The organism is Streptomyces lomondensis (assembly GCF_014651035.1).
In the GTDB taxonomy this organism is placed as follows: domain Bacteria; phylum Actinomycetota; class Actinomycetes; order Streptomycetales; family Streptomycetaceae; genus Streptomyces; species Streptomyces lomondensis.
Genome location: NZ_BMWC01000016.1, coordinates 1 through 26,246 on the forward strand (window position 1 = coordinate 1; position 26,246 = coordinate 26,246).

At 71.7% G+C, this 26,246-nt stretch carries 22 protein-coding genes and 4 pseudogenes; 9 read left to right on the top strand and 17 right to left on the bottom strand.

What is annotated here, in order from left to right; translation table 11 throughout:
* The 4 genes and pseudogenes from IE255_RS34850 to IE255_RS34865 all read left to right on the top strand — a co-directional run.
* Positions 1-115, top strand: a pseudogene (locus IE255_RS34850) (IS5/IS1182 family transposase); the annotation flags it as partial.
* A 689-nt stretch (positions 116-804) separates the two neighbouring features.
* Positions 805-1,314, top strand: coding sequence for a metal transporter (locus tag IE255_RS34855; RefSeq protein WP_190054426.1), 510 nt, complete (start codon positions 805-807; stop codon positions 1,312-1,314).
* A gap of 133 nt (positions 1,315-1,447) precedes the next feature.
* Positions 1,448-2,581: a sensor histidine kinase gene (locus IE255_RS34860; protein WP_229906725.1), complete on the top strand. Its 1,134-nt coding sequence runs from the start codon at positions 1,448-1,450 to the stop codon at positions 2,579-2,581.
* Complete coding sequence (locus tag IE255_RS34865; protein ID WP_190054427.1) at positions 2,578-3,246, top strand: response regulator; 669 nt, start codon at positions 2,578-2,580, stop codon at positions 3,244-3,246. Before IE255_RS34860 ends, IE255_RS34865 begins: the two co-directional genes overlap by 4 nt.
* Before the next feature lie 180 nt (positions 3,247-3,426).
* Here IE255_RS34865 and IE255_RS34870 read toward each other — a convergent pair whose 3' ends face one another.
* The 4 genes from IE255_RS34870 to IE255_RS34885 form a co-directional block, all read right to left on the bottom strand.
* Positions 3,427-4,452, bottom strand: coding sequence for an ABC-2 membrane transporter-related protein (locus tag IE255_RS34870; protein WP_190054428.1), 1,026 nt, complete (start codon positions 4,450-4,452; stop codon positions 3,427-3,429).
* Entirely contained in the window at positions 4,449-5,330 is an 882-nt protein-coding gene (locus IE255_RS34875; RefSeq protein ID WP_229906726.1) for an ABC transporter ATP-binding protein, read from the bottom strand. The genes IE255_RS34870 and IE255_RS34875 overlap by 4 nt, the downstream gene beginning before the upstream one ends.
* A gap of 237 nt (positions 5,331-5,567) precedes the next feature.
* Complete coding sequence (locus tag IE255_RS34880) at positions 5,568-6,503, bottom strand: NADP-dependent oxidoreductase (protein ID WP_190054430.1); 936 nt, start codon at positions 6,501-6,503, stop codon at positions 5,568-5,570.
* A 123-nt stretch (positions 6,504-6,626) separates the two neighbouring features.
* On the bottom strand, positions 6,627-7,253 hold the full coding sequence (locus IE255_RS34885; protein WP_190054431.1) for a hypothetical protein: 627 nt from the start codon (positions 7,251-7,253) through the stop codon (positions 6,627-6,629).
* A 127-nt stretch (positions 7,254-7,380) separates the two neighbouring features.
* On the opposite strand from IE255_RS34885, the gene IE255_RS34890 reads away from it, so the two are divergent.
* Complete coding sequence (locus IE255_RS34890; protein WP_190054432.1) at positions 7,381-7,932, top strand: helix-turn-helix transcriptional regulator; 552 nt, start codon at positions 7,381-7,383, stop codon at positions 7,930-7,932.
* Between the two features lie 81 nt (positions 7,933-8,013).
* Here the strand turns inward: IE255_RS34890 and IE255_RS34895 are convergent, their stop codons facing one another.
* Positions 8,014-8,979, bottom strand: coding sequence for a helix-turn-helix transcriptional regulator (locus IE255_RS34895; protein ID WP_190054433.1), 966 nt, complete (start codon positions 8,977-8,979; stop codon positions 8,014-8,016).
* Between the two features lie 92 nt (positions 8,980-9,071).
* Here IE255_RS34895 and IE255_RS34900 point away from each other — a divergent pair, with 92 nt between their 5' ends.
* Positions 9,072-9,437, top strand: a complete 366-nt coding sequence (locus IE255_RS34900) for a VOC family protein (RefSeq protein WP_190054434.1) — start codon at positions 9,072-9,074, stop codon at positions 9,435-9,437.
* Positions 9,438-9,477: 40 nt separating this feature from the next.
* On the opposite strand, the pseudogene IE255_RS34905 reads toward IE255_RS34900, so the two are convergent.
* Both IE255_RS34905 and IE255_RS34910 read right to left on the bottom strand, forming a co-directional pair.
* Positions 9,478-10,155 (bottom strand): annotated as a pseudogene (locus IE255_RS34905) (IS5 family transposase); the annotation flags it as partial.
* A 199-nt stretch (positions 10,156-10,354) separates the two neighbouring features.
* Positions 10,355-10,843, bottom strand: a complete 489-nt coding sequence (locus IE255_RS34910; RefSeq protein WP_190054435.1) for a GNAT family N-acetyltransferase — start codon at positions 10,841-10,843, stop codon at positions 10,355-10,357.
* Between the two features lie 173 nt (positions 10,844-11,016).
* Between IE255_RS34910 and IE255_RS34915 the strand changes: the two genes are divergently transcribed.
* Positions 11,017-12,702 (top strand): ribonuclease J, encoded by a 1,686-nt coding sequence (locus tag IE255_RS34915; RefSeq protein WP_190054436.1) that lies wholly within the window; start codon positions 11,017-11,019, stop codon positions 12,700-12,702.
* A gap of 207 nt (positions 12,703-12,909) precedes the next feature.
* On the opposite strand, the pseudogene IE255_RS34920 reads toward IE255_RS34915, so the two are convergent.
* The 6 genes and pseudogenes from IE255_RS34920 to IE255_RS34945 all read right to left on the bottom strand — a co-directional run.
* A pseudogene (locus tag IE255_RS34920) lies at positions 12,910-13,317 on the bottom strand (peptidase associated/transthyretin-like domain-containing protein); the annotation flags it as partial.
* 62 nt (positions 13,318-13,379) lie between these two features.
* Positions 13,380-14,738 (bottom strand): annotated as a pseudogene (locus tag IE255_RS40615) (SWIM zinc finger family protein); the annotation flags it as partial.
* Between the two features lie 1,127 nt (positions 14,739-15,865).
* On the bottom strand, positions 15,866-18,694 hold the full coding sequence (locus tag IE255_RS34930) for an SCO1167/SCO6262 family helicase (RefSeq protein WP_190054437.1): 2,829 nt from the start codon (positions 18,692-18,694) through the stop codon (positions 15,866-15,868).
* Positions 18,695-18,777: 83 nt separating this feature from the next.
* On the bottom strand, positions 18,778-19,359 hold the full coding sequence (locus tag IE255_RS34935) for a sugar kinase (protein ID WP_190054438.1): 582 nt from the start codon (positions 19,357-19,359) through the stop codon (positions 18,778-18,780).
* Entirely contained in the window at positions 19,356-20,504 is a 1,149-nt protein-coding gene (locus tag IE255_RS34940) for an ROK family glucokinase (RefSeq protein ID WP_190054439.1), read from the bottom strand. The genes IE255_RS34935 and IE255_RS34940 overlap by 4 nt, the downstream gene beginning before the upstream one ends.
* Positions 20,505-20,637: 133 nt before the next feature.
* Positions 20,638-21,375 carry a GntR family transcriptional regulator gene (locus tag IE255_RS34945; protein WP_190054530.1) on the bottom strand — a complete coding sequence of 246 codons (738 nt, stop codon included), beginning with the start codon at positions 21,373-21,375 and terminating at the stop codon, positions 20,638-20,640.
* Between the two features lie 128 nt (positions 21,376-21,503).
* On the opposite strand from IE255_RS34945, the gene IE255_RS34950 reads away from it, so the two are divergent.
* Positions 21,504-22,526 carry a Gfo/Idh/MocA family protein gene (locus IE255_RS34950; protein ID WP_190054440.1) on the top strand — a complete coding sequence of 341 codons (1,023 nt, stop codon included), beginning with the start codon at positions 21,504-21,506 and terminating at the stop codon, positions 22,524-22,526.
* 19 nt (positions 22,527-22,545) lie between these two features.
* Here the strand turns inward: IE255_RS34950 and IE255_RS34955 are convergent, their stop codons facing one another.
* Together IE255_RS34955 and IE255_RS34960 are read right to left on the bottom strand one after the other, a co-directional pair.
* Positions 22,546-23,235, bottom strand: coding sequence for a response regulator transcription factor (locus IE255_RS34955; protein WP_190054441.1), 690 nt, complete (start codon positions 23,233-23,235; stop codon positions 22,546-22,548).
* Positions 23,236-23,362: 127 nt separating this feature from the next.
* Positions 23,363-24,637, bottom strand: coding sequence for a sensor histidine kinase (locus IE255_RS34960; protein WP_372487593.1), 1,275 nt, complete (start codon positions 24,635-24,637; stop codon positions 23,363-23,365).
* 177 nt (positions 24,638-24,814) lie between these two features.
* Here IE255_RS34960 and IE255_RS34965 point away from each other — a divergent pair, with 177 nt between their 5' ends.
* A complete protein-coding gene (locus tag IE255_RS34965; RefSeq protein ID WP_190054442.1) occupies positions 24,815-25,015 on the top strand; it encodes a hypothetical protein in 201 nt (66 codons plus the stop codon).
* A 47-nt stretch (positions 25,016-25,062) separates the two neighbouring features.
* Here IE255_RS34965 and IE255_RS34970 read toward each other — a convergent pair whose 3' ends face one another.
* Together IE255_RS34970 and IE255_RS34975 are read right to left on the bottom strand one after the other, a co-directional pair.
* Positions 25,063-25,458: a guanyl-specific ribonuclease gene (locus tag IE255_RS34970; RefSeq protein WP_190054443.1), complete on the bottom strand. Its 396-nt coding sequence runs from the start codon at positions 25,456-25,458 to the stop codon at positions 25,063-25,065.
* A 90-nt stretch (positions 25,459-25,548) separates the two neighbouring features.
* Positions 25,549-26,175 (bottom strand): dihydrofolate reductase family protein, encoded by a 627-nt coding sequence (locus IE255_RS34975; protein WP_190054444.1) that lies wholly within the window; start codon positions 26,173-26,175, stop codon positions 25,549-25,551.
* Between the last annotated feature and the right edge of the window lie 71 nt (positions 26,176-26,246).

A 26,246-nucleotide genomic window follows, 5' to 3' on the forward strand; every position in this document is an offset into this window, starting at 1 on the left:
CGGCTACCGAAGACTCAGCCCCCGCTACGAACGCAACCCCCGCAACTACCCGGCCTTTCTCAGCCTCGCCGCAGCCATGTGCTGCTACAAGCGACTCGCCCGCCTCACCACATAGGACACGGTCTTATCGTGCGCGCCTGCCACGGCCCTCGGTGCTGGTGAGCTCGCCGACTCAACTGTCGCCGGTACCTCGCAGCACCCATCCCGCTGGTGACCGTCTGCGATCGCCAGAGACGTGTCGGCTCCAGGCCCCACCAGCCTCGGATGCAAGGCAGGTTGTGGTGACGTGGTGGTAGCCGAGGGCATCGGCCACGACGACAGCGGGCATCTCCAGGACTTGCTGGCGGATCGCTGCGATCCGGCCGACGATCGTGGGGACCCTGAGGTCGTTGATCAGCTCCGGAGAGAGCGAAGGGATGCAGCGGCTTACCGGCCCGCCAGCGGGGAAACAGCCACCGGGAGTCACGGTGGTCGCGGTGTGCAAGCTCTCCGTCATCGCCCGCGCTCTGCACACCACCCGCCGGGCGCTGCGAGGGCCACGAGCGCACGGCGGTCCGGTACGCCCGGCGCCACCGACCCCAAGCTGTACCCGGCCACGATCTGGGCCAACTGGCTGTGTGGCGACCACAAGCCACTCCAGCAGCAATTCCGGGATGAAACATCGGGAGAAAACGACCTTTCAGAACTGGCCCAAAGCACGGCTCCGTCAACGCTGTTCCGTACTTTCGGCCGGTACGCGATGCGCTTTGGCTTTCTAGCCTGGGCGGCATGAATACAGGGGATCGGCCGACAAGGTCGGCTGGCATGATGTTCAACATCGGGCTCGGCGTCGTGTTCACCCTGGGGATCGTCTTCACGACTTTCATGCTCATGGACAGCTGGGGCGGCGCCTCCTGGGTGTTCGGCTCCGCCGTCTCGATCATCGTGGGGGGCCTCGCGCTGATGCGCGAGCGGCAGAAGATGCTGACCGCGGTCGGGGGCCTGGCCGTGACGGCCGTCGCCGTCGCGGTGTCCCTGATCGCCGGGGACGACCTGCCGCAGGAGCCCGCGCCCATCACGGCGCTGGCCCTGTCGGTGCTCGTCGGCTCCTCAATCAGGACGCTGCCGAGGGGGCCGGCCGCCGGGATCGCTGCGGGTGGCGTCGTGGTGACCGGGGGCACCTGGTTCGACGGGGGGACCGGCGTGACGAGCCTGGCCACGATGGGGATGATCGCCGCCCTCGTGATGGGGTCGGTGCTGCGCGGACTCGACCGCAACCGGCACGCCAACGCCCCCGCCCCGCAGGGCTCCCGGGCCGACCCGCCGCGTTCGTAGCGTGGCCGGAGAACTGGTGGACGCGGTGAGCTCCGCCCAGGCCGCTGCCACTACCGTGGAGTTGACCGCCGGCGCGCCCGCGGCCCCGCCGAGCGGCGCGGATCGCGGGCAGAGATTCGGTAATCTGATCAACGTGACCATTCCGGACCGATGGGCCAGGGGCGTCTCCACCGTCGGGCTTGGCGTCACGTTCCTCACGGCGATCGCCATCCAGGCCGTCGCAATCGCGCAGACCTGGGGAGCCGCGTTCTGGGTACCCGGGGCCGCCGCCGCCGTGGTGGTGTGCGGGCTCGCGATGATGCGTCATCGGGAGCGGACCTGGACGGCGGTTGCGGGCCTCGTCGTTGCCGCGCTGGCGGTCCTCATCCCGCTGCTGCCCGGGACCGAGCTTCCCGCCGGGCTCGGACCCTCCATGGCCCTGGGCCTGGGAGTGCTCATCGGTTCCGCGGTCAGGGTGCTGCCGACTGTGCGGGCCGGGGCCGTCGCGGGCGCCGGACTGCTGGTGATCGCTGCCCAGTCCGCCGCCCGGCCGGCGTCAGCGGTCGTGGCCATCGCCGCAGCGGCGTGGCTGGCCGCCCTCGGGGTCGGGCTGTCGCTGCGCATGCTCGACGGCCGGGCGAGGGCGACCGCCGAACGGGTGCGTCGGGCCGAACGGCTGGAGCTTGCCCGGGAACTGCACGACATCGTGGCCCATCACATCACGGGGATGCTGATCCAGGCGCAGGCCGCCCAGATCGTCGCGAGGCGGGCCCCGGAGAATGTGTCGAACTCGCTGACCGAGATCGAGACCGCCGGGTCCGAGGCCCTGGCGGCGATGCGCCGCGTCGTCGGGCTGCTGCGTGACACCGACGACGCGGCGCCTGCCTCACCCGGCCCGGAGGCTCTGAGCACGCTGGTCGAGCGCTTCAGCCGCCAGGGCCCGACGGTGCGACTGAGCATGCCCGACGACGACACGCAGTGGCCGCCTGAAGTGACCAGCACCGTGTACCGCATCGTCCAGGAGGCGTTGACGAACGTCCTTCGGCACGCGCGGCACGCCCGCTCCATCGACGTCGTCGTCGGCCGCGACGCCGAGGCCGTCACCGTCGAGGTCGCCGACGACGCCCCGCCGAACTCCGTCCGGCCCCGTCACCGCGGCGGGTACGGTTTGATCGGCATGCGCGAACGCGTCGAGACGCTCGGCGGCTCCCTGTGTGCCGGTCCCCGGCCCGGCGCCGGCTGGTCCGTGCGGGCGACCCTGCCCGTCCCCGCCCGGAGGCCCGGATGACCATCAAGGTTCTGCTCGCCGACGACCAGGCGATGATCCGCCGTGGCCTGCGGCTGATCCTGGAGGATCAGCCCGACATCGCCGTCATCGGGGAGGCGGCGGACGGCGCCGAGGCGATCGAGATGGCCAGGCGGCTGCGGCCGGACGTGTGCCTGGTGGACATCAGAATGCCCAAGCTCGACGGCATCGAGGTCACCCGCGCGCTGGCCGGCCCGGGCGCAACCGATCCGATACGGGTCATCGTTGTCACCACGTTCGATCTCGACGAGTACGTGTACGGGGCACTGCGCGGCGGCGCGGCCGGGTTCATCCTCAAGGACGCCGGGCCCGCCCTGCTCATCGAGGCCGTCCGCGCCGCCTGCAACGGCGAGGCGCTGGTCTCGCCGTCGGTCACCCTACGGCTGCTGAAGCACCTGAACGAGACCGGGGCTGTGCCCCGCGGTTGCGCCAGGCAGTCGCCACCGCTGTCCGGACGCGCGCTCGAGGTCGTGCAGGCCATCGCGCGTGGCCGCACCAACCAGGAGATCGCCGCCGAGCTGTTCATCTCCCTCAGCACAGTCAAGAGCCACCTGTCGGGGATTCAGACCAAGCTCGGGCTGCGCAACCGGACCGAGATCGCCGTCTGGGCCTGGGCGAACCGCATCGTCGAGAGCACCTCTGAGTAAACGGTTCACCTCCTCAGCACGACCGCCAGTTTCCGTACGGTCGGGTTGAGTCAGCGCGCCGGGGGTGCAGCGACGGCAGACCCGATACGGGCATCATCGAAGCCATCCTCATGGCGAGCGAAAAGGGCGCCGCCGGGAAAGCCCCCGGCGGCGCCTGGACGGCGTCGGTTGACACGAGGGTCAACTCACCCGGCGCCGGATCCGCCAGAGGCCGAACGCAGTGAGGATCCCGCTGAGTGTCAGGTAGATCGCGGTCTCCAGCCATTGGAACGACCAGTAGCGGCTGCTGGGGTGGTATTGGACGTCGACATGGAGGTTGTGCTGGGCGAGGCACACTGCCGTGTCGCCGAACGTGCCGCCCGCGCCGGTCTTGGGCGGGCTGTCGAGGCAGTCGTTGAACTTGCTCGCGCTGAGGGTCTTGCCGTCTGCGGTGCGCAGCGGGCTCGTCTCAGCAATCCACGCGTCGGGTGCGTTCGGAATTTTCACCCCGCCGATGACGGAGCCACCGCCGATGCTGCCCAGATTCTGCGCCCCATTGATGGCTTCGACCGTCATCGGCAGCGTGGCCTTGACCGGCGGCATGAGGCTGGGCCGCACCACGTTGGGGAAGAAGAACTGGAAGGCGAGGAAGACGACGAGCGTCACAGCCATCGCGGGCAGGGTCTTGCGCAGCAGGAGCCCGACGACTGTGCCGAATGTGAAGGCCAGTGCGGCGTAGCCGATCGGGGCGATGTTGCGGGCGCCGAACACGAAGGTCTCGAAGTGCTCCTTGACCACCTCGTCGAAGGGGCGGGCCGCCCAGGTGAGCAGGGCCGCAGCCGCGCCGGTCACGATCACAGCGGCCAAGCCGATGAGCAGGATCTTGCTGAGGAGCCAGCGCGGGCGGGTGATGCTCTGGTTCCACACCAGCCGGTGGGTGCCGTTCTCCAGTTCCCGGGCGACCAGGGGAGCGCCCCAGAAGGTGCCGATGAGGGCGGGGATCAGGGCGAGTCCGGCCGCCAGGAACAGCAGGGTGTTCTGGTAGGCGCCGCGGAACTGGCTCCTTGCCTCGGCGCAGTTGGCCGAGCCCTCGCACTTGGCTTGGTAGGCGTCGTAGGCGTCGCGGATGTCTGCACCGAGGGACACCATGTACACGGCAATAACGGCCAGTGCGCCGGCGCCGAACAGCGCCTGGATGCGGAACTGCCGCCAGCTCAGCCACATCATCGCTGGGCCCCCCGGACTGCGGCCTCGGTCCGGGCGACGGATACGGCGGCTGCCCGGGTCATGTAACCGAGGACGAGTTCCTCAAGCGTGACGGGCTCGGCCTGACAATGCAGGGCCTCGGGCTCGCTGTCGGTGCGGACGACCGCGCTGCTGTGCGCGCCGCTGTGCTCCACCGAGATCACCTCGATGCCGGCGGGCAGCCGGTCGAACTCGCCGCGAGGCGCGACCAGTCGGGCGTGCCTGGCCAGCAGATCCCGGGTATCGCCGGCGACCTGCACCCGCGAGTCGCACAGCACGATGAGGTAGTCGCAGACCTGCTCGATGTCGCCGAGCAGGTGCGAGGACAGCACGGCGCTGGCACCGAGCTCGAGGACGAACTCCGTCAGGTTCTGCAGGAACCCCTTGCGGGCCAGCGGGTCCAGCGCCGCCGCCGGCTCGTCGAAGATCAGCAGCTCGGGCCTCTTGGCCGCCGCGATGGTCAGCGCCAGCTGCGCTCGCTGGCCACCCGACAGCTGCCCGGCCTTCTGCGCGGGGTTCAGCCCCACCTGGCCGATACGCCGCTCGGCCAGGGGCGGGTCCCACGCCGGGTTCATCTTCGCGCCGAGCTTCAAGTGCTCGGCCACGGTGAACGCGCCGTACACCGGCGTGTTCTGCGCGACGAACCCCACCCGGGCCAGATGCGAGGCGTTCGCCGCGGGACGTGACCCCAGCACGGTCAGCGAGCCGGACGTCGGCTCGATCAACCCGCAGGCCAGGTGCAGCAGGGTCGACTTGCCCGCCCCGTTCGGGCCGACAAGGCCGATGACACGGCCGGAGGGGATGGTGAGGTTCACGTCGCTCAGGGCCGGCTTGCCGCGGCGACCGTATTTCTTCGTCAAACCCTCTGCTTGAAATGCCGGAGGGGAGTCTGTAGGTGGCATGCCCTCATCCTGGAATTCCCCCTTCTTCCCAGCATCCGCCCAAAGCACGGTTCCCTAGTCGGCGACCGTACTTTTGACCGGTTCCGAGCCCAGGTCCCGCTGCGGTGATCACCGATCCGGCAATTCCCCGGCGTGCGCGGTCGCTGGATCAAGGTGGCGGGTGGCAGAGACCTGCTGGCTGGAGCCGTGGACGGGTCAGACGGTGACGACGACTTTGCCCCGTGAGTACCGGCCCGACGCGAACTCGGCGAGGGCCTTGGGGGCGTCGTCCAGGGGGTAGGTGGCCGCGACCTCGACGGACAAGGTGCCCGCGGCGACGCGCTCGGCGAGATGCTGCAGTTTCCCTTCGGGCGCCGACATCCGCACGTACACGACGGTGATGTCGCGCTCGAAGGTCTCCGGGCCCATCAGTGTGGACAGCAGCCGGCCGCCGTCCTTCACCGCGTCCGCCGTGTCCAGGAGGGCGGGACCGCGATTGATGAGATCCAGTACGACGTCCAGCCGTCCGCCGACCAGCCGCTGGGCCTCCTTCACCGGATCGGTCGAGGTGTAGTCGATGACGTCGTGCGCACCGAGGGAGCGCACGTAATCGGCGTCGGCGGGCGTAGCCGTGGCCAGTACCCGCAGGCCCGCCCGTGCCGCCAGCTGGACGGTGAAGGAACCGACGCCGCCGGTGGCCCCGATGATCAGGATCGTCCGGCCGGCCCCGGCCTCAGCCGCCGCCATGATGCACTCCGCGGTCAGGGACGTGGCGGGCAGCGCGGCACCGCGCACCGCGTCCAAGCCCGTCGGCCGCTTGGCCACGTTCGGGCCCACTGCGACCGTCGTGTACTCGGCGATGGTGCCCGGGTGGAAGTGGGTGTAGGCCACCACGGCATCGCCGATCTCGTAGCCGGTGACGCCCTCGCCGACGGCCTTCACGACTCCGGCGGCGTCCATGCCCACGACGAAGGGGTGCTCGACCGGCATCATGGCGCGCATCGCGCCGGTCACCAGGGCGCCGTCCAGAGGGTTGAGGCCCGCGGCTTCCACTTGCACGAGCAGCTCACCGGGGCCCGGACGGGGAGCGGGCACATCGGTGACGACGAGCTGGTCCAGCGGGCCGTAGGACGGGGCGACAAGTGCTTTCACGGTCTTACTCCTCCACAGGTGGATGCGACGGGTCCAGCTTTGCGCCGGGGAGTGCGGCAGGTACCCGTCCTTCCGACCGGAGCGGACTGCTCGAAAGAGCAGGTCGACAGCGGCGAACGCTCATTAGGGTTTGTGGTCATGGAGGCTGGTGACTTGTCGGACCCGGCGCAGGTGCTCGGCGCCGCGAAATCCGTACTCGCGGTGCCGCCGGAAGGCACCGCCGAGCAGCTGTCCGCGGTCCTCGCCGGGCCGCTGCCACACCGGGCACTGGCCGTCCTCACGGGTGACTGCTCCCGCTCGCCGATGCGCAGGGTCGGTGAGCCAGGCGTCGCCGACCGGATTTCCAGCGCGGAACTGGCCCGGCTGTCCGGCACGGTGGACATCGGTGTGCCGCGCTTCGCCGTCGCCCTCATCGGTGGCAAGGAGCGCAACGTGCTGTCCGTGGCCTCCGCCCCGCACCAGCGCTCCGGGGCGCTGCTGGCCGTCGTGACGGCGGACCGCCACGAACCCGCCCCCGGCATCCGGCAGTTGGTGCAGCAGCTGTGGGACATCATCTCCCTTCAGCTGTCCGGGTACGCGGCGCAGGCCCACCCCCGTCCCGCTGGCCGGGAACCGGATAGCGGCCCAGGAACGGGCCAGGGTCATCGCCGAGCTGACCGACGCGCACGCGGCCGCGCTGTCCGCACTCCTCGGTGCGCTGCGCTCCCGCACGCTCGACGACGCAGCCGCCCGGCGTACGGCCGCGGACATCGCGGTCTGCGCCCTCATCGAGCTGCGCGCCGCCGGAGATCTCGACCGGTCCCTCACCGAGGAGACCGGACAAGGGGCCTTCGCCCGCCTCGAAGAACGTCTCGCCCCCCTCACCAGATACAGCGAGGTGACCCTCGAACTCGTTCCCCCGGATCCCGGCCTGCGAACGCGCCTGCTTCCCAGCGACATCGCCCACGCCGCGCGCGCTGTCGCACGGGGCGGCGTGCTGCTGATGCTGGAACAGGACGGAATCGGCCGTATCCGCCTCCAGTGGAAACTCACCGGTGCCGGACTGCTGATCTCCCTCCGGGACGACGGGCCCGGCAGGCTCGCGGCGGACGCGCTCACCATGCACCGGCTCGCGGACCGGGTCGCGTCGCTCGGCGGCGCAGTGTCCCTCGACGCGGTGCCGGGCTGGGGCACGCACATCACCGTCGAACTGCCGCTCACCACCCGGCAGGCCCTGCCGGCCGACGCCCTGCACGCCCTGAACCCGCGCGAACTGCAGGTCCTCGAGCAGATCACCGAGGGACACCGCAACCGGAACATCGCCGAAGCGCTGCAGATCAGCGAACACACCGTGAAGTACCACGTCCGCAACATCCTGGAGAAGCTGAAGGTCGATTCACGGGGCGAGGCCGCCGCCCTGGCCCGGGGGACACGACGCCCACTGGTGTGACCCGGTACGAGGGCGGCCCACCCCGCCGGCCCGGCGCTTCAAGGGGCACCCCAGAGGAATGCCACCGCGATCTGTTGCGGGTCAGGAGGTTGGTGACGGCGCATAGTGGTGGGCAAGGTTGGTGGCGAGGTCGCGGAGGTGAGCCCTGGCTTCGGTGGGGCCGTGCACAGTGATGGCGCTCCCGAACGGGAGTAAGGCTCGCACGTCCTCCAGACGCAGGAAGCGGATCGTCACCTTGTGGCCGGTGGGGGATTCTTCATGGTCGTCCCGGACGAGTCGTTGGCCGAAGATCCGTTGGGCTCGCTCGATCTGGGTCCGGTCGATGGTGGCGCTGACCTCTATCGCGTGGTGGTGTTCCCACTGATCAACGAGCGCTGCGGCGACGGTGGCCAGGGTCTGGTTCTCGCGGATCCGTCGTGGCTGGTCGACTTCTTTCCACGTCGTGATCCGTTGGAGTCGGTACATCCGCGGCACTCGGGCACAGTCGGCGACGAGATACCAGATGCCGGCCTTGGCCAACAGCCCGTAGGGATCCACGACGAGGTCGCGTGGGCATGACTCGTGTGGGCTGTCGTACTCGATCCGTAGCCGGCGACCTCGCCGCACTGGGCCGATCAGCGAAGCCGGAGTCGTGCCGGAAGCTCGTGCCTGGAGCCAGGGACGGCTGTCCACGTGCACTACGTCGGTGAGCGGCAGGAGCTCATGACCTCGACGTGACTGTGTGGCGACGATCTTGGAGAGCGCGCGCCGGCTTTCGACCGATGCGTTGAGCTCCGCACGTTGCTTCTCGTCCAGCCCGGTGAGCGACAGATGATCACGCTCGCCCGGCGTGAGCCGCGTGAGGTCGAGCCCGGACCCGGGCGGCATGGTCACGCCTCCGAGGCGGCCCCGTTGTGCGGTCACCGGCAGTCCGGCGTCGCGGAGCCAGTTCAGGTCCCGGGTGATGGTTCGGAGGGACACCCCGAGCGCCGAGGCAAGCTCCTGTGTGGTCACGGCATCCCTCGATTCGAGGAGCAGCATCAAGGAGAAGAAACGGTCTGGGGTCACACACCAAGTTTTTCAGGAATTGCGACACGATACGGCGCATATCCCGGTCAGGCTGGTGGAGGCGTACCTACCACCTGCGAGAAGGACAACCCATGACCACATCCGTCGTGTCCATCGTCTATGTGAACGACGCTCCCGCCGCAGCTCGTTTCTACGGCGACCTCCTCGACATGAGCCCCTCGTTCGAGACTCCGGGATACATCACCTTCGACCTCGGGCCAGGCGCTGACCTCGCTCTGTGGTCTGGCCAGTTCGAGGATCTGTCACCGGATGTCCCGCGTACCAGTGAGGTTTGCCTGGCCATCGACGGTGGACCCGACGAGCTCAACGCGATCTTCAAGCAGTGGCAGGCCAAGGGCGTCACGATCCTGCACGAGCCTCATGACGCGGGGTTCGGGCTGACCTTCCTCGCAGCCGATCCTGACGGGAACCGTATCCGCGTCGCACCGCAGGACTGAAAGGCCACAATGCGGCAGGCGCGCACGATAAGACCGTGTCCTATGTGGTGAGGCGGGCGAGTCGCTTGTAGCAGCACATGGCTGCGGCGAGGCCGGGAAAGGCCGGGTAGTTGCGGGGGTTGCGTTCGTAGCGGGGGCTGAGTCTTCGGTAGCCGGACAGCCAGGACATGGTCCGCTCGACGACCCAGCGGCGGCGTCCTGATCGTTCGCTGGACTCGATCCCTTTGCGGGCGATGCGCACTCCGATCCGCTTCCACCGCAGCCATCTGCGCAGGTCGGCCCGGTCGTAGGCTTTGTCAGCGTGCAGGCGCTGAGGCTTGAAATGCCGGCCGCGGTAGGGGTCTTCGCTGTCGGGATGTTGCCGGCCGAGATACCGACGAGAAGGGGCAGTCCGTTCGCGTCCGACAGGACGTGCATCGTGGAACCCGGCCTGCCCCGGTCCACGGGACTCGGGCCTGTGTGTTCGCCCCCTTTTTTAGCCCTGACGTGCGCGGTGTCGAGGACGACGCGGGTGACGTCGATGAGGCCGGCGTCGTCGAGACGGTGCAGCACGGCCTCGTGGAGGCGGCCCCGGACGCCGGCTCTCGACCAGATCAGAAATCGGCGGTGAGCCGTCGACTTCGATATGCCGAAGCACGGTGGAAGTCGGCGCCATGCGCAGCCGCTGACAAGGACGTAGATGATGGCCGCGAACAGCGTCTCATTAGGGGTGTTCCGTTTCGGCGCCGGGCGGGCTGCAGCGCCAAGGCCCACGCAGCGGTGCGGGCTCTCCGACGTAGCGGCGGCCTCCGCTGCGGCACCGCGTGGCAGACCGGCGACCGCCGTCTTCGGCAGTGTCGTCATGGCGATCCGCAGCCGCGCGCCGAGCTCTGGCAGCCATGCAGGGGAAGCCATGTTCTGCGAACCGGCACACCGCGTCAGGCCGAAGGAATGCGAAACTCGAATTCGGGACGGTCCCACGGCACGGCAGGCGGGTTCGCGAGCGCAGTCCCGGTCCGCACTGCACCGACGCGGTGGTAGAAGTCCTCGGCAGGAAGATGCGACACGACCTTGACACGGTCGAGTCCGGCGGCACGGGCTTCGGACTGCATGTGCGCAACGAGCAACCGTCCGATACCCCGTCCTTGCGCTTCGTCGGCGACGAACAGCAGATCGAGCTCCGGTGGGGCGAGGACGAGCGAGTAGAACCCGAGGACCCGGTCTCCATGCTCGTCGGCGCCGACGGCCACGAAGGCGCGGTGGGCCTCGATGTAATCAGGACCGACCCGGTAGCCCGCGACTGCGGCTGCGTACTTACCCTCGTAGGCGCCTGAGCCACGCACAAGCCGCGTGAGCCGTTTGGCATCCCGCGCGACGGCCCTCCGTATCGTGATCGGCCGGCTGATCGGGGAAGTGCGTGAACTCATCGGGAGAGTATGTCGCACCGATGTCCCGTGCGGGTGTTCCTCGGCGGGGCCTCGCCGTCTCACCCGCCATCCCAGGTCATCCCGGCAGCCGATGCGGGTGCCCCGCTCCGTCGGGCGGAGAGATCGCACAGGCAATGGATCATCTCGTTCCGTTCTACGGGTACCGTCAAGGTATGAGTCATCCGCACCCCGAACTGAAAGCCGCCCCGCCCCTTCCCGAAGGAGGGCTGCGGGTCATCGCCCTGGGCGGCCTGGGTGAGATCGGCCGCAACATGACCGTGTTCGAGTACGCCGGCAAGCTGCTCATCGTCGACTGCGGCGTCCTGTTCCCCGAGGAGACGCAGCCCGGCGTGGACGTGATCCTGCCGGACTTCACCTCGATCCGGGACCGGCTGGACGACGTCGTGGCCGTGGTGCTCACCCACGGCCACGAGGACCACATCGGCGGCGTGCCGTACCTGCTGCGCGAGCGGTCCGACATTCCCGTCGTCGGCTCCAAGCTGACGCTGGCGTTCCTGGAGGCCAAGCTCAAGGAACACGGCATCCGGCCGCGCACGGTGCGGGTGCGGGAGAGCGACCGGCGCGGTTTCGGGCCCTTCGATCTCGAGTTCGTGGCGGTCAACCACTCCATCCCCGACAGCCTCGCGGTCGCGATCCGCACCGGCGCCGGGATGGTGCTGCACACCGGCGACTTCAAGATGGACCAGTTCCCTCTCGACGACCGCATCACCGATCTGCGCGCCTTCGCCCGCCTCGGCGAGGAGGGTGTGGACCTGTTCCTCACCGACTCCACCAACGCCGAGGTCCCCGGCTTCACCACCTCCGAGCGTGAGCTGAACCCGGCGATCGAGCAGGTGATGCGCACCGCGCCGCGCCGGGTCATCGTCTCCAGCTTCGCCAGCCATGTGCACCGCATCCAGCAGGTACTGGACGCCGCCCACCAGCACGGTCGCAAGGTCGCCTTCGTCGGCCGGTCGATGGTCCGCAACATGGGCATCGCCCGTGACCTGGGCTATTTGAAGGTCCCGTCCGGTCTGGTCGTGAGCACGAAGGAGCTGGAGAAGCTCCCGGACCACAAGATCGCTCTGGTGTGCACCGGCTCCCAGGGCGAACCGATGGCCGCGCTGTCACGGATGGCCAACCGCGACCACATGATCCGCATCGGCAAGGGCGACACCGTCCTGCTCGCCAGCTCCCTCATCCCCGGCAACGAGAACGCCATCTACCGGGTGATCAACGGCCTGACCCGGTGGGGCGCCCACGTGGTCCACAAGGGCAACGCCAAGGTGCACGTCTCCGGGCACGCCAGCGCCGGCGAACTCGTCTACTGCTACAACATCGTCAAACCCCGCAACGTCATGCCCGTGCACGGCGAATGGCGCCACCTGCGGGCCAACGCCGACCTCGCCATCCGCACCGGCGTCGACCCCGACCGGGTCGTCATCGCCGAGGACGGCGTTGTCGTCGACCTCGTCGACGGCCGCGCGTCCATCACCGGCAAGGTCCCCGCCGGCAACGTCTACGTGGACGGCATGGAAGTCGGCGGCGCCACCGAAGCGTCCCTCAAGGACCGCCTCACCCTCGCAGAGGAAGGCGTCGTCACGGTGGTGGCGATCGTCGACGCGGACACCGGCGCCCTCGCCGAGGCCCCCGACTTCCTCGCCCGCGGCTTCGTCCACGACGACACCACCTTCGAGCCGGTCATCCCCGTCATCGAGAAGACCCTGGCCACCGCGGCCGAGGAAGGCGTCGGGGACGCGCACCAACTCGAACAACTCGTCGCCCGCGCCGTGGCGAACTGGGCGTTCCGCACCCATCGCCGCAAGCCCCTCATCATCCCCGTCATCATCGACGCCTGAGCCACGGCCCGGCCGAACGGCCCCCCGGTTCCGGTCGCGGTCTCACCGGCATCGCGGCCGGGCACGGGAGTCAGCAGGACTCCCGTGGCCTGCAGTCCAACCTAGTTGAACCCTGTGGCAGGCCGGGGTTGGCAGACACCCCCTGACCAGGTTGAAGACCTCGCGGGGCGGCATATCGCTTGAGGCATCGGATGATCTCACGTCGGGTCACACCGGAACCGTCAGCGTCGCGGTGTACCCCTGCTCGACGCTGCCGGTGACGGTCGCGAGCTGCTGGTCGTAGCCGTCGCTGAAGACCATGTCCGACTCCAGGGAGAGTTCGCTGAGATTCCTCACGCTCTCGCTGTAGCCGTCGGTGGCGTACACCCTGTCGCTCACGTCCTTCGGCAGCGCGAGCTGCGAGGTGTTCGTGATGGACCTGGCCGCCGTGGCGTCGGCCAGGCTGCCGTGGACCTCGAAGTGAACGTGCGGCCAGCGGCCCGGGTAGCAGCCGGGGAAGATGCTCCTGAACGTGACCTGTCCCTTGTCGTCCGCCTCCTGGACGCCGCGCAGATAGTTCTCGACCGTCACGCCGTCGTTGTACAGGGAGTACCTGCCCTCCCGGTCGCATTGCCAGATCAGCGCGGTCATGTCTATGCGGTCAGAAGCACTCCCGTCGCCTGCCGGCAGGCGGCTGCTCAGAGTTCGCCGGGAATGCCGAGGCCCGTCAGCGCGCCGACCGGATCCAGGTCGGGGGTGCCGCGCGGCCACCAGTCGTCCTGGCCGGGCTCGGACTCGTAGGCGTACCAGAGGCCGTCGCGGCCCAGGCGGAGCTGGACGTGGCCGCGGGGGTGGGTGAGGTGGTTGCGCCAGGGGCGGAAGGCGGGCAGGTCGGCGGCGAGGAGCAGGGGCCGGGCCCGGTCGAACCGGCCGGCCGGCGGGTCCCAGGGCTCCTCCAGTACGGCGAGGCCTTCCAGTCCGCCCTGCCGCCAGGCGGCGACCGCGCGGGCCAGCTCGGAGGGCGTACGGCCCGCCGCCGAGGCCAGGGAGGAGTAGAGGGCGCGGGAGCCCGCGGTGAGTCCCGAGCCGGGGCGGGCCGCGGCCAGGCGGACCGCGTCCTGCCACAGGGTCAGCTGCCCGACCGGGTCGCGGCCCGTGGTGAGCAGGGCGTGCGCCCGGGCGGCGGCGTCGGTGGCCAGTTGGTCCAGTGCGAAGGGGTCGGGGCCGCCTGGGGCCGCCGGGTAGGCCGGGGGCTGCTCCGGGTGCGGGGGCGGGGGCAGCGGTGCGGGGAGGGGCGGGAGGGCGCGATGTGCGAGGGCGTCACTGGCCCGTACGCCGGGCACTGGCGCCGGTTCCCTGTCCTGGGCGGCGCGCGCGGCGCGGGTGGCGCTCAGCCGGGACAGCGCGTCGAGCAGCTCCCGTTCGCCCCTGCCGCGCAGCAGGAGCAGGACGAACGGGTCGGCGTCGAGCAGCCGGGCGGTCTGGTAGCAGAGCGCGGCGGCGTGCTTGCAGGGGTGGCCGCGGTCGGGGCAGCTGCACCGGGGTTCCAGGTCGCCGGGGCCGGGCAGCAGAGGGACGCCGCAGTCCGCGAGGGACTGGGGCATCTCCTTGTCGAGGAGGGCCGCGATGTGCCCTGGCCGGTCTGCGGCGGCGTCCAGGAACCGGTCCCAGTCGGTGCCGTCGAGGGTGCGCAGGTGTACCTGTACGCGGTACGGCCGGGGGCGGCTGCCCCGCACATAGGCGAGGACGAGGCCGGGCGTCACCGTGATCGCGTCGACATGCCCCTGCTCGGCATACACGCGCCCGCGCTCCAGCCGCTTGGCGTCCAGCGCGCCCTGCTCCAGCGCGGCGACCCAGGCGTTCCCCCACCAGCTCTCGGCGAAGGTCGTCCCCTCCAGGGGCGGGAAGGGCGGGAAGGTACGGCGGAGGTCGTTGTCCCGATCGGGGGCGGCCATGGAGCGGGGGGTCGTGCGCGGGGTGGAGCGGGGAGGGGTGGAACGGGGAGGGGTAGGGGCGGCGGTCGCGGGACGGACGGTCTCGGGGGCGGGGGCCGAACCCTCGGGGGCGGGGGCCGAACCCACAGGACCGGGGGCCGAACCCACGGAGACGGGAGCCGAGCCCTCGGAGGCAGGGGCCGAGCCGTCGGAGGCGAGAGCCGAACCCACACGGGCGGAGGCCGAACCCACGGAGGCAGGGGCCGAACCCACAGGACCGGGGGCCGAGCCCTCGGGGGCGGGGATCGAGCCCTCGGGGGCGGGGGGAGACCCCACAGGACCGGGGGCAGAGCCCACCGAGGCAGGGGCCGAGCCCACACGACCATGGGCCGGAGCCGGCCTCGCCGCGTGATGGACGGTGTCCATGGCATGGTTCCGGGGCGCCGGCTCCCCGCTCTCCCTCGCCAGAGCCGAGAGCCGCTCCGGCGACGTTCCCGGGCTTTCCGCGTCATCCTTCCTCGCCGGGTTCGCCACGGCAGGCCCGTGCGGCAAGTCCGTCATGCGAGGGGATGGACTCCCCTGGCCGGTCATCTCGTCAGGGTCGTCGGACATCGGGGTCGGCTCGTCCGGCTCGTCCGGCATCCGGAAGGCGCCGGACAGCAACTGCCGTACGGCGGGCGTGCCCCCGCCGGCGGCGTGCTGGCGTGCTCGCCGCGCGGCCGCTGCCCTGTCGTCCACGGTGCTCTGCCGGGCCCGGCGCCTTCGCCGGGCGCCTTCCCGCTCGGTCTGTTCCCGTGCCCGCCGCGCCTCGTCCCGCGCTGCGCGCAGCGCCTCGCGCGCGACGTCCGCAGCGCGCGGCTGGGGCTGGTCGGTGGCGCCGCCGTCCCTGGCAGGGAAGGCCCCTTCGTCCGCCCCGGTGGGTCCCACCGGGCCGTCCTGCGGATCGCCGAACGACGCTTCCGGCTCCGGCGGTGTTCCCACCGCCCGGGTGTCCTCGGGCGCACCGGCGTCCTGCGCCGCACCCTCCTCGCTCCCCCGCTCCTCGCCGCCCCGGCCGCTCCCCCGGTGCCCGGACACCGCCCTCCGCAGTGCCTCGCGGGCCACGTCTCCGGGCCGGGGAGTCTCCTGGCCCGCGGGCGCCCCGGCGGGGGAAGGTGCCGGACGGTCCGCGGATGCCGGGTCCTGGTCCTGTGCCGCCCGCTCCCGGGCCTCCCTCAGGGCCCGGCGCGCCTCGTCGGCGGGCCGGCCCGTCATGCCGTCCTCCGCAGGGACACCAGGTCGGACAGCTCACGGTCCGTCAGTTCGGTGAGGGCCGACTCGCCGGAGCCGAGGATCGCGTCGGCCAGGGCGCGCTTGGCCTGGAGCATCTCGGCGATGCGGTCCTCGACCGTGCCCTCGGTGATGAGGCGGTGGACCTGGACGGGCTGGGTCTGGCCGATGCGGTAGGCGCGGTCGGTGGCCTGCTCCTCGACGGCCGGGTTCCACCAGCGGTCGAAGTGCACGACGTGTCCCGCGCGGGTGAGGTTCAGGCCTGTGCCGGCCGCCTTGAGCGAGAGGACCAGGACCGGGGTCGAGCCGGCCTGGAAGCGGTCCACCATGCGCTCCCGCTCCGGGACCGGCGTACCGCCGTGGAGGAGGTCGACCGGGACGGCCCGGCCGGCCAGGTGAGAGGTGATCAGGCGGGCCATTCCGACGTACTGGGTGAAGACGAGGGCCGAGCCGTCCTCGGCCAGCAGTGTGTCCAGCAGCTCGTCCAGGAGGGCGAGTTTGCCTGAGCGGGCGGCCAGCCGGTCCCCGGCGGGGGTGTGCTCCTCCTTCAGGTACAGCGCGGGGTGGTTGCAGATCTGCTTCAGCGAGGTCAGCAGCTTGAGCACCAGGCCCCGCCGGGCCATGCCCTCGGAGGTCTCGATGGCGAGCATCGACTCGCGGACCACCGCCTCGTACAGCGCGGCCTGTTCGCGGGTGAGCGGGACCGGGTGGTCGGTCTCCGTCTTGGGCGGCAGTTCCGGCACGATGCCCGGGTCGGACTTCTTCCGGCGCAGCAGGAAGGGCCGGACCAGGCGGGCCAGGCGCCGCACCGCCTCCTCGTCCTCGCCGGTCTCGACGGCACGGGCGTGCCGGGCGCGGAAGGACTTCAGCGGGCCGAGCAGGCCGGGGGTCGTCCAGTCGAGCAGGGCCCACAGCTCCGAGAGGTTGTTCTCGACGGGCGTGCCGGTGAGGGCCACGCGCGCGGGCGACGGGATCGTGCGCAGCGCCTTGGCCGTCGCCGAGTACGGGTTCTTGACGTGCTGCGCCTCGTCGGCGACGACCATGCCCCACGCCTGCTCGGCGAGCGCGGGGGCCGCCGAGCGCATCGTGCCGTACGTGGTCAGGACGAAGCCGCCGTCCAGGCCGTCCAGGCTGCGGTCGGGGCCGTGGAAGCGGCGGACGGGCACGCCGGGGGCGAAGCGGGTGATCTCCCGCTGCCAGTTGCCGAGCAGGGAGGCCGGGCAGACGACCAGGGTCGGCTGGCGGCGGGCCCGCTTCAGGTGCAGCGCGATGAGCGTGACGGTCTTGCCGAGGCCCATGTCGTCGGCGAGGCAGCCGCCCAGGCCGAGGGAGGTCATCAGGTCGAGCCAGGCCAGGCCGCGGAGCTGGTAGTCGCGCAGGGTGGCGCGCAGGCCGGGGGGCGGGTCGGCCGGGCGGATCCCGGCGGTCAGGCGGTCGCGCAGGGTGGCCAGCGCGCCGACGGGGACGGCCTCGACCGTCTCGCCGTCCACCTCGGCGGTGCCGGTGAGGGCGACCGACAGCGCGTCGACCGGGTCGAGCAGCCCGAGGTCCCGCTTGCGGGCCTTGCGGACGAGGGCCGGGTCGACCAGGACCCACTGGTCGCGCAGCCGGACGACCGGGCGGTGGGCCTCGGCGAGGGCGTCCATCTCGGCGTCGGTGAGCGGGTCGCCGCCGAGTGCCAGCTGCCAGCGGAAGCCGAGCAGGTCCTCGCTCTCGAAGAAGCCGGTGCCGTCGGTCGCGGAGCCGGGGGCCGGGCGGACCACCGCCGTGGCGGACAGGTCCTGGGCGAGGTCCCTCGGCCAGTGCACGGCGACCCCGGCCGCGGCGAGCCGGGTGGCCGCGACGCCGAGCAGGTCGCTCAGCTCGTCCTCGGTCAGGGCCAGCACGTCGGGCACGTCCTGGTCGGAGAGCCGGTCGAGCGGGGGCCAGACCCGGGCCGCCCGGCGGACGGCGAGGGCCGCGTCCACGCGCGCGCGGGGACCGAAAGCGGCGTCCGCCTCGCCCGCCCACAGGGCCGCCGCGTCGGCCACCAGGGTGGGGTCGGCGAGGCTGTGCACCTGGACGATCGCCGCACCGGCACTGCGGGCGCCGCCGTCCGAGGCGTCGTCGAACAGGTCGTAGGCGGACAGGTCCAGGCGGAGGGAGATCCGCACCCCGGCGTCCATGCCGGCGGCGACCTCGGCGGCCCAGTCGTGGGCGTCGGGCAGGTGCTGGGCCTCGCGGGCGGCGAAGGGCCTGCCGGTGGTGTGGGGCGCGGCCGGGGTGCGGGGCAGGGTGTCGGCGACCGCGTCCAGGAAGGCGCGCACCAGGGCCTCCGGCTCGGGCAGGCGGATCGGGCCCGGGCCGGGCAGCGGGACCGCGTGGCCCTCGTACGGCAGGGCGGCGGCGACCGCGCGCAGGTGGGCGATGTCGTCCGGGTCGAGGGGGCCGGCCCGCCAGGCGTCGTGTCCCGTGGGGGTCAGGCCGGGGAGCAGCCGACCGCGCGCGGTCAGCCGCAGGGCGTGCAGGGCGGCCGCGCCCCAGCAGGCGGTGGCGGGGTGGGCCGCCGGGTCGTGCCGGGCGCGCACCAGGAGCGGCAGGGCCACGTCCAGCGGGAGGGTCAGCGCCGGGGTGGTGCGCCGCCGGGCTCCCGCGCCGTGCCGTCGTACGACGGTCAGCTCGGTGTCCTCGGCGGGCAGGGGCTCGCCCTCGGGGTCCCAGAAGGCGATGCGCCCATGGCGCGGGAGGGGTGCGGGCAGGAAGACGGCCGGGAGCCGGACCGGGGCCGTCGCCTCCCCCGCCCGCTCGGTCACCGCAGCCGTGTCGCCCATACGTCCTGTCACCTCCCGCCCGCGTGTCGGATCAGTTGTCTCCGACTCTACGGGCGGGGTCTGACAATCGGCCCCGGCAGCGGTCAGGGCACGGTCCGGGACACGACGTAGACCCAGGGGTACGCCGGGTTGGACAGGTCCACGACCACGTCGTGGGTGGGGGCGGGGTTCTTCTGCCGGTGCACGAAGCCGTACCACCCGTCGCCCTCGGGGAACTTCCAGCCGGTGACCTTCCGGTCGCGGGCGCCGATGGTGATGTCGCCCTCCTTCAGGTCCTTGCGCGTCATGCCGAGGCCCGTCAGGTAGGCGTCCAGGCCGGCCGCGTTGGTCTCGAACTGGGCGTACAGGCGGCTGGTCTTCCAGTTGTTGGTCTCGTAGTACGCCACGTGCCAGGCCGGGTGCGGGACGGGCACCTGGTAGATGCGGCGCTGGAGCTTGGAGGGCCAGCCCGCGGTCAGGCCGGTCGCCGAGTACTTGGCCTCCTTGTCCTTGCCGCTGTCCCGGCTCTGGTTCGCGGAGATCACCAGATAGCCCGCCGGGATGCCGATGAGCAGCACGATGATCAGCAGGGTGAGCGCCCTGCGGCGGATCATGTGGCGGCGGTCCTCGGCCGGGCGTTCCTCGCCGTTCGGCCACGAGCCCTGATGCGGCAGGGATGCGGTCACGGCGTCTCCTGGGTACTGCGGAGGGACTGTGCGTACCGCTCGTAGCGCTCGTACCGCTCCACCCGGCGGCGCTTGGCGCGCCGGAAGCGGCGGGCGACCAGCCGGGCCAGGTCGGCGGCGCCGACCATGCCGGCCTCCGGGCCGAGCTGGGCCCGGGCGATACGGGCCTCGGGGCGGTAGCCGCGGCCGGTCAGATGCCTGCGGAACGCGTCCCGCGCGGGGCCGATCAGCAGGTCGTCGGCGGCCGAGACCCCGCCGCCGATCACGAAGCAGGAGGGGTCGAGGGCCGCGGCGAGGTTGGCGATGCCGACGCCGAGCCACTGGCCGATGTCCTGGAGCAGCTCGATGCACATGGCGTCGCCCTCGCGGGCCAGCTCCGTGATCATCGGGCCGGTGATGTCGCCGATGTTGCCCTTGACGTGCTCGATGATGCCGTACGCCACCGGCGAGTCGGCGGCGGCCAGCTCGCGGGCCTCGCGGACCAGGGCGTTCCCGGAGCTGTACTGCTCCCAGCAGCCGCGGTTGCCGCACGGGCAGCGGTGCCCGCCGGGCACGACCTGCATATGGCCGAACTCGCCGGCGACGCCGTACTTGCCGCGCTTGACCTGCCCGTCCTCCAGGATGGCGCCGCCGATGCCGGTGCCCAGCGTGATCATCACGAGGTGGTCCTCGCCGCGGCCGGCGCCGAAGCGCCACTCCGCCCAGGCGGCGGTGTTGGCGTCGTTGTCCACCAGGACCGGGACCGACAGGCGGCTGGCGAGGCGGTCCCTGAGGGGTTCGTTGCGCCAGGACAGGTGCGGGGCGAACAGCACGCGGTTGCGGTCGGCGTCGACCCAGCCGGCCGCGCCGATGCCGACGGCGTGCACGTCGTGCCGGTCGGAGAGGTCCAGGACCAGTTCGGCGATGGTGTCCTCGACGACCTTGGGGCTCTTGGACTTGTCCGGCGTCTCCGTGCGGAGCTTCTCCAGGATGTTGCCGTCGGCGTCGACGACACCCGCCATCACCTTCGTACCGCCGATGTCGATGCCGACCGTCGGCACGCGGGGCGCCGTCAGGTGTGAGCGGCGCTCCCGGGTGCCGACCGTGCGGAGCACGGTGGCACGGCGGGAGCCGATGGGGGCGGTGAAGTCGCGGTAGGTGCTCATCGCGCCCGATTCTGCCTCACGGTGGGGGTGTGTGCGGAGCGGGGCAGGGGCGGGGTGGTGCGGGTCATTTCCGAGTGCGGGTGAGTGGGGGCTGAGCGCGCAGTTCCCCGCGCCCCCGGGAAACGCGTCCCCCTCACGTCCTCACAAGAAGCTGGAACTCGAACGAATAGCGCGTCGGACGGTACGTGTGCGTGCCGTACTCGACCGCGCGGCCCGTGTCGTCGAACGTGACGCGTTGCATGGTCAGCAAGGGGGCGCCCGCCTCCTCCGCCAGTCGCTCGGCCTCCGCCGGTGTCGCCGCCCGGGCGCCGATGGACTGGCGGGCGCTGTGGAGGGTGATCCCGGCGGCTCGCATCAGGCGGTAGAGGCCGGTGGCCTCCAGTTGGCCGGTGTCGAGGTCGATGAGGCCGGGGGGCAGGAAGTTGCAGAGGTAGGCCATGGGTTCGCCGTGGGCGAGGCGGAGGCGTTCCACGCGGTGGACGTCGCTGTCCTCGGCGACGCCGAGTGCGGCGGCGACCTCGGCGGAGGCGGGCACGACCGTGTTGACGAGGACCTTGGTGGCGGGGCGCTGGCCCGCGGCCTCCAGGTCGTCGTAGAGGCTGCTGAGTTCCAGCGGGCGTTTGACCTGGCTGTGCACGACCTGGGTGCCCACGCCGCGGCGGCGCACGAGCAGGCCCTTGTCGACGAGCGACTGGATGGCCTGGCGGACGGTCGGCCGGGACAGGCCGAGCCGGGCGGCGAGCTCGATCTCGTTGCCCAGCAGGCTGCCTGGGGTCAGCGTGCCGTGCTCGATCGCGGCCTCCAGCTGCTGGGACAGCTGGAAGTACAACGGCACGGGAGAGCTGCGGTCCACGCTGAGCTCGAGCTGCACGGTCGGGTCCACTTCTGGTTTCGGCACGGGCCGAGCGTAGCTCCGTGCGTTGTTGACGGGAAGTTGTGTAGTCAGATTGTCCGGACATTCAGATTGACAGGGGCGGGCTGGGCACGCAGTTTGTTTTCATGCGCATCGGCGTCATCGGTACGGGCCGCCTCGGCACGATCCACGCGAACACGCTCAGCCGGCACCGCGACGTGGGCTCCCTGATCCTCACGGACGCGGACCCCGCGCGGGCCCAGGAGCTGGCGCACCGGCTGGGTGAGACGGCGGCCCCGGGCGTGGAGGAGATCTTCCGCTGGGGCGTCGACGCCGTGGTGATCACGACGGCGACGTCGGCCCACGCCGAACTGATCGGTCGGGCAGCACGCTCGGGCCTGCCGGTGTTCTGCGAGAAGCCCATCGCGCTGGACCTGCCGGGGACGTTGAGCGCCATCGCCGAGGTCGAGACGGCCGGCACGGTCCTCCAGATGGGCTTCCAGCGCCGCTTCGACGCGGGCTACGTGGGGGCGCGCGAGGCCGTGCGGTCCGGCAGGCTGGGACGGCTGCACACCGTGCGGGCGCTGACCAGCGACCAGGCGCCGCCGCCCGCCGCGTGGCTGCCGCTGTCCGGCGGGCTGTACCGGGACGCGCTGATCCACGACTTCGACGTCCTGCGCTGGGTTACGGGCCGGGAGGTGGCGGACGTGTACGCGACCGGGTCCGACGCCGGGCCCGCGATGTTCCGCGCGGCGGGCGACGTCGACACCGGCGCGGCGCTCCTCACCCTCGACGACGGCACGCTCGCCGCGCTCACCGCGACCCGCCTGAACGGGGCCGGTTACGACGTGCGCATGGAGCTCGCCGGGGAGCTCGACCAGATCGTGGTCGGCCTGGACGACCGTACGCCGATCGCGTCCACCGAGCCGACCGGGCCGCCGGCCGCGGACAAGCCCTGGACGGGCTTCCTGGAGCGCTTCGGCCCCGCCTACGAGGCGGAGCTGAACGCGTTCGTCGAGGTCGTCCGGGGCGAGCGGCCCAATCCCTGCGACGGGCGCGAGGCCCTCCAGGCGCTGCGCGTCGCCGAGGCGTGCGAGGTGTCGCGCCGGGAGCGCAGGCCGGTGCGCCTCGCGGAGATCCCCGGCGGGGCCGCGGCCGCGTTCGCCTGACGGCGGGCGCGTGCGGCGGTCAGTGCCCCTCCGGTTCCTCCTGCTGGTCCTCCTCCAGGAATCCCGCGTCGTACGCCAGCAGCGCGATCTGCACCCGGTTGTTGAGGTCGAGCTTGGCCAGGATGCGCGAGACGTGCGTCTTGACGGTGGCGACGCTCATGAAGAGGCCGGTGGCGATCTCGGCGTTGGACAGGCCCCGGCCGACCGCGACGGCGACCTCGCGCTCGCGGTCGTTGAGGACGGCCATGCGCTCACGCGCGCGTGCGTGGCGGGTGTCGGCGGCGGTGCCGGCCGCGTGCCGCATCAGCTGGCGGGTCACGGTGGGCGACAGGACCGGGTCGCCGGCCGCGACCCGGCGCACCGCCGCGAGGATCTCGGCGGGCGGGGTGTCCTTGAGGACGAAGCCGGCGGCGCCCGCGCGCAGCGCCCGCAGCACCTGTTCGTCGGCGTGGAAGGTGGTGAGGACCACCACCTGCGGGGCCTCCTCGCGGGACCGCAGCCGCTCCGTGGCCGTGAGACCGTCCACCGTCGGCATCCGGATGTCCATGAGCACGACGTCGGGGCGGGTGCGGTCGACGAGCGCCTCCACCTCGCCGCCGTCGGCGGCCTCGCCGACGATCTCGACGTCGTCGGCCCCGCCCATCATGAAGGACAGCCCAGCCCGCACCAGCGGATCGTCGTCGACGAGGAGCACTCTGATCGCAGTCATGGACCTTACGTAATCACGGCCGGGGCGGGCGCGGGCCCGGATGTGCGGTGCGTCCGCGCCAAGTCCGTGGCGCGAACCGGGCGTTGACGGGCCGTGCGCCCCGGCGCGCAGGCGGCGGATCTCCCGCTCACGGCCACGGCAGCCATGCCCGTACCTCGAACCCGCCCTCCGGGGTGGGGCCGTGTTCCAGGCGGCCGCCCGCGAGGGTCGCCCGCTCCGTCAGGCCGATCAGGCCCTGGCCGGAGCCGGGGACGGGCGGTACCTCGCCCTCGGGCGGCGGGTTGCGTACGGAGACGGTGAGGCCGTCGCCCGGTGCGCCGGTGACGCACACCGTGACCTCCGTACCGGGCGCGTGCTTGCGGGCGTTGGTCAGGCCCTCCTGGGTGATCCGGTAGGCGGTGCGGCCGACGGAGGCCGGGACGGCGGCGGAGTCGCCGACGCGGTGGTCGAGGGAGACCTTCATGCCGGCCTCCCGGGACTCGGCGACCAGCGTGTCCAGCCCGGCGAGCGTCGGCTGCGGCCGGCCCGTGTCGTCGGGCTCGCCCGCCCGCAGGACCCCGATGATCTCCCGCAGGTCCTGGAGGGCCTCGTGGGCGCTCTCCCGGATCACGCCCGCCGCGCGCGCCGTCTCGGCCGGAGGCGCGTCGGGGCGGAACTCCAGGGCACCGGCGTGCACGCTCAGCAGCGTCAGCCGGTGGGCGAGCACGTCGTGCATCTCCCGCGCGATGGCCTCGCGGGCGAGCCGCTGCGCCTGTTCGGCCCGCAGCCGCGCCTCCGTCTCGGCCCGCCGGGCCCGGTCCCTGAGGCTCAGCATCAACTGCCGCTTGGCCCGGACGAACATGCCCCAGCCGACGATCGCCACGGTGAGCAGCATGGCGAAGGGCACGCTCACCACGTACGGGACGTCCACGTCGGGGCGCAGCCAGTAGTACAGCGGGACCATCGCCATGTTGGCGCCGCCCACCCAGGCCACGTACCGGAACGAGCGGTGCACGGCGAGGGTGAACAGGGCGATCAGGCCCGCGCCGCCCGAGGTGTCCGAGACGAAGCTGACGGGCGTCATCGCCACGGCCAGCCCCAGCGGCCAGCGGCGGCGCAGCCAGACCGCCGCGCAGGCGAGTGCGCCGATCACCTGGTCGACGACGGCCAGTTCACGCGGCACATGGGGGTTTTCCTCGAGCGCCTCGATGGCGATCGCCCCCACCACGACGGCCAGCAGGAAGCAGGAGAAGTCGACGACCCAGTCACGGGCGGTACGCCGGGGCCGCCGCCCGGCCCGTGCGGTGTCGGGATCGAGTTCGTGGAGCAGCGCCGACGGAATGAACCATCTCCGCCCGGTGAACAGCGCGGGCGTCTCCTCCACCGGTACCGGGGAGGCCTGCCCCACGTCGTCACCAGTCACGGTCGACAAATCTACGCAGCCGAGGCCCGTTCCACCGCTCCCTGGGCGGGATCGTCGACCAAAGTCGCCGCACCGCAGACTTTCGGCGCGGCCGGAGGGCCGGAAAGGGACTTCCGTCACCAGGAGCTCGCCCTGCGGCCGATGCGCCAGGTGAGTCCGCCGGGCGAGGCTCGGGGCATGAAGCACGCGCTGGAGATTCTCGGCTTCCTCGCCCTCGTTCAGGGCGTGGCGGGCCTGGTGCACGAGTTCACCGACTGGAACTGGGGCCTCGTGCATCGATTCGGGTTCCTCGACGGCTACGAGGTCTACGCGAGCGTCGCGCTGCTCGTGCTGGGCGTCGCCCTGTTCGCGGCGGCCGGGAGCCGGAAGTCCGTCTGAGGACCGGGCGGACTTCCGGCCGGGGTTCACCGCGGTGGCCGGACGGCTCAGCAGCCGTAGTCGACCAGGTCGAACGACGCGTAGTGGTCGGCCGTGTAGTAGTCCTCCTGGTGCTCCTCACCGGTGACGATGCGCCGCGCACCGCGCGTGGAGGAGCCGGGGGTGATGACCGTGTACTCGTGGTAGTAGCCGGACGGCTGGCTGGGCAGGATGCGCTCCCGGTTCTGGAAGACCGTGCCGTCCTGGTCGAACGGGTACGGCCCGCCCTGCTCGATCAGGTCGAGCGTGTCGTGGGCCTGGGAGGGCAGGTCGCTGTAGCAGATGCTGCCAACGGCGGTGGGGGCCGCGTCGGCCGTGGTGGCGGAGACGGTGCCGCCGACGAGGAGGGCGGACAGGAGGGCGGCTGCTGCGCCGAGCCGCGAGGCGCGTGGGGGGAAATTCATGGGGCCATGATGACGCGCGTAGACAGTGGCATGTCAATGTCAAGTTGAGAGATTTTCCCGTCAAGTCCGATGAGTTGGCGGGGAGTTAACCTACGCGTTCTCCGGCAGGGCGTACTCGCCGTACTGCGGGCGGCCCGCCAGGTCGTAGGTCTGGATCGAGACGCCCGCGCCGGTGACGCTCCCTCCGGCGTGCTCGAACGCGGTCGGTGCGGAGCCCTCCGGGAACAGCCGGAACCCGGCGCCGAGCACGACCGGGAAGGTCAGCAGATGGAGGGTGTCGACCAGGTCGAGCGCCAGCAGGGACTGGACCAGGGCACCGCTGCCGTGCACCTGGACCTCGCCGTCGATGCGCTCCTTCAGGGCGGTGACCTCCCTGGCGAGGTCGCCGGAGAGCACGGTGGTGCCCGCCCACCCGGGGTCCTTCAGGGTCGAGGAGACGACGTACTTCGGCAGGGAGTTGAGCCGGGAGGCGACCGGGTCGCCGGGGTCGGTCACCTTCGGCCAGAACGTGGCGAAGATGTCGTACGTACGGCGGCCGAGCAGGAAGGCGCCCGGGCGCGCGAAGACCTCGTTGATGAACCGGCCGAAGTCCTCGTCGGCGTACGGGAAGCTCCAGCCGCCGTGGGTGAAGCCCCCGCGGGTGTCCTCGTGCGGCCCGCCGGGGGCCTGGTAGACGCCGTCGAGGGTGACGAAGAGGGTGGAGACGAGCTTGCCCATGGCGGGTGCCTTCCTTCCGGAGCGGAGGGGATCTGCTGCCATGGGTTCAGACCCCGCCGGCCCCCGCAACT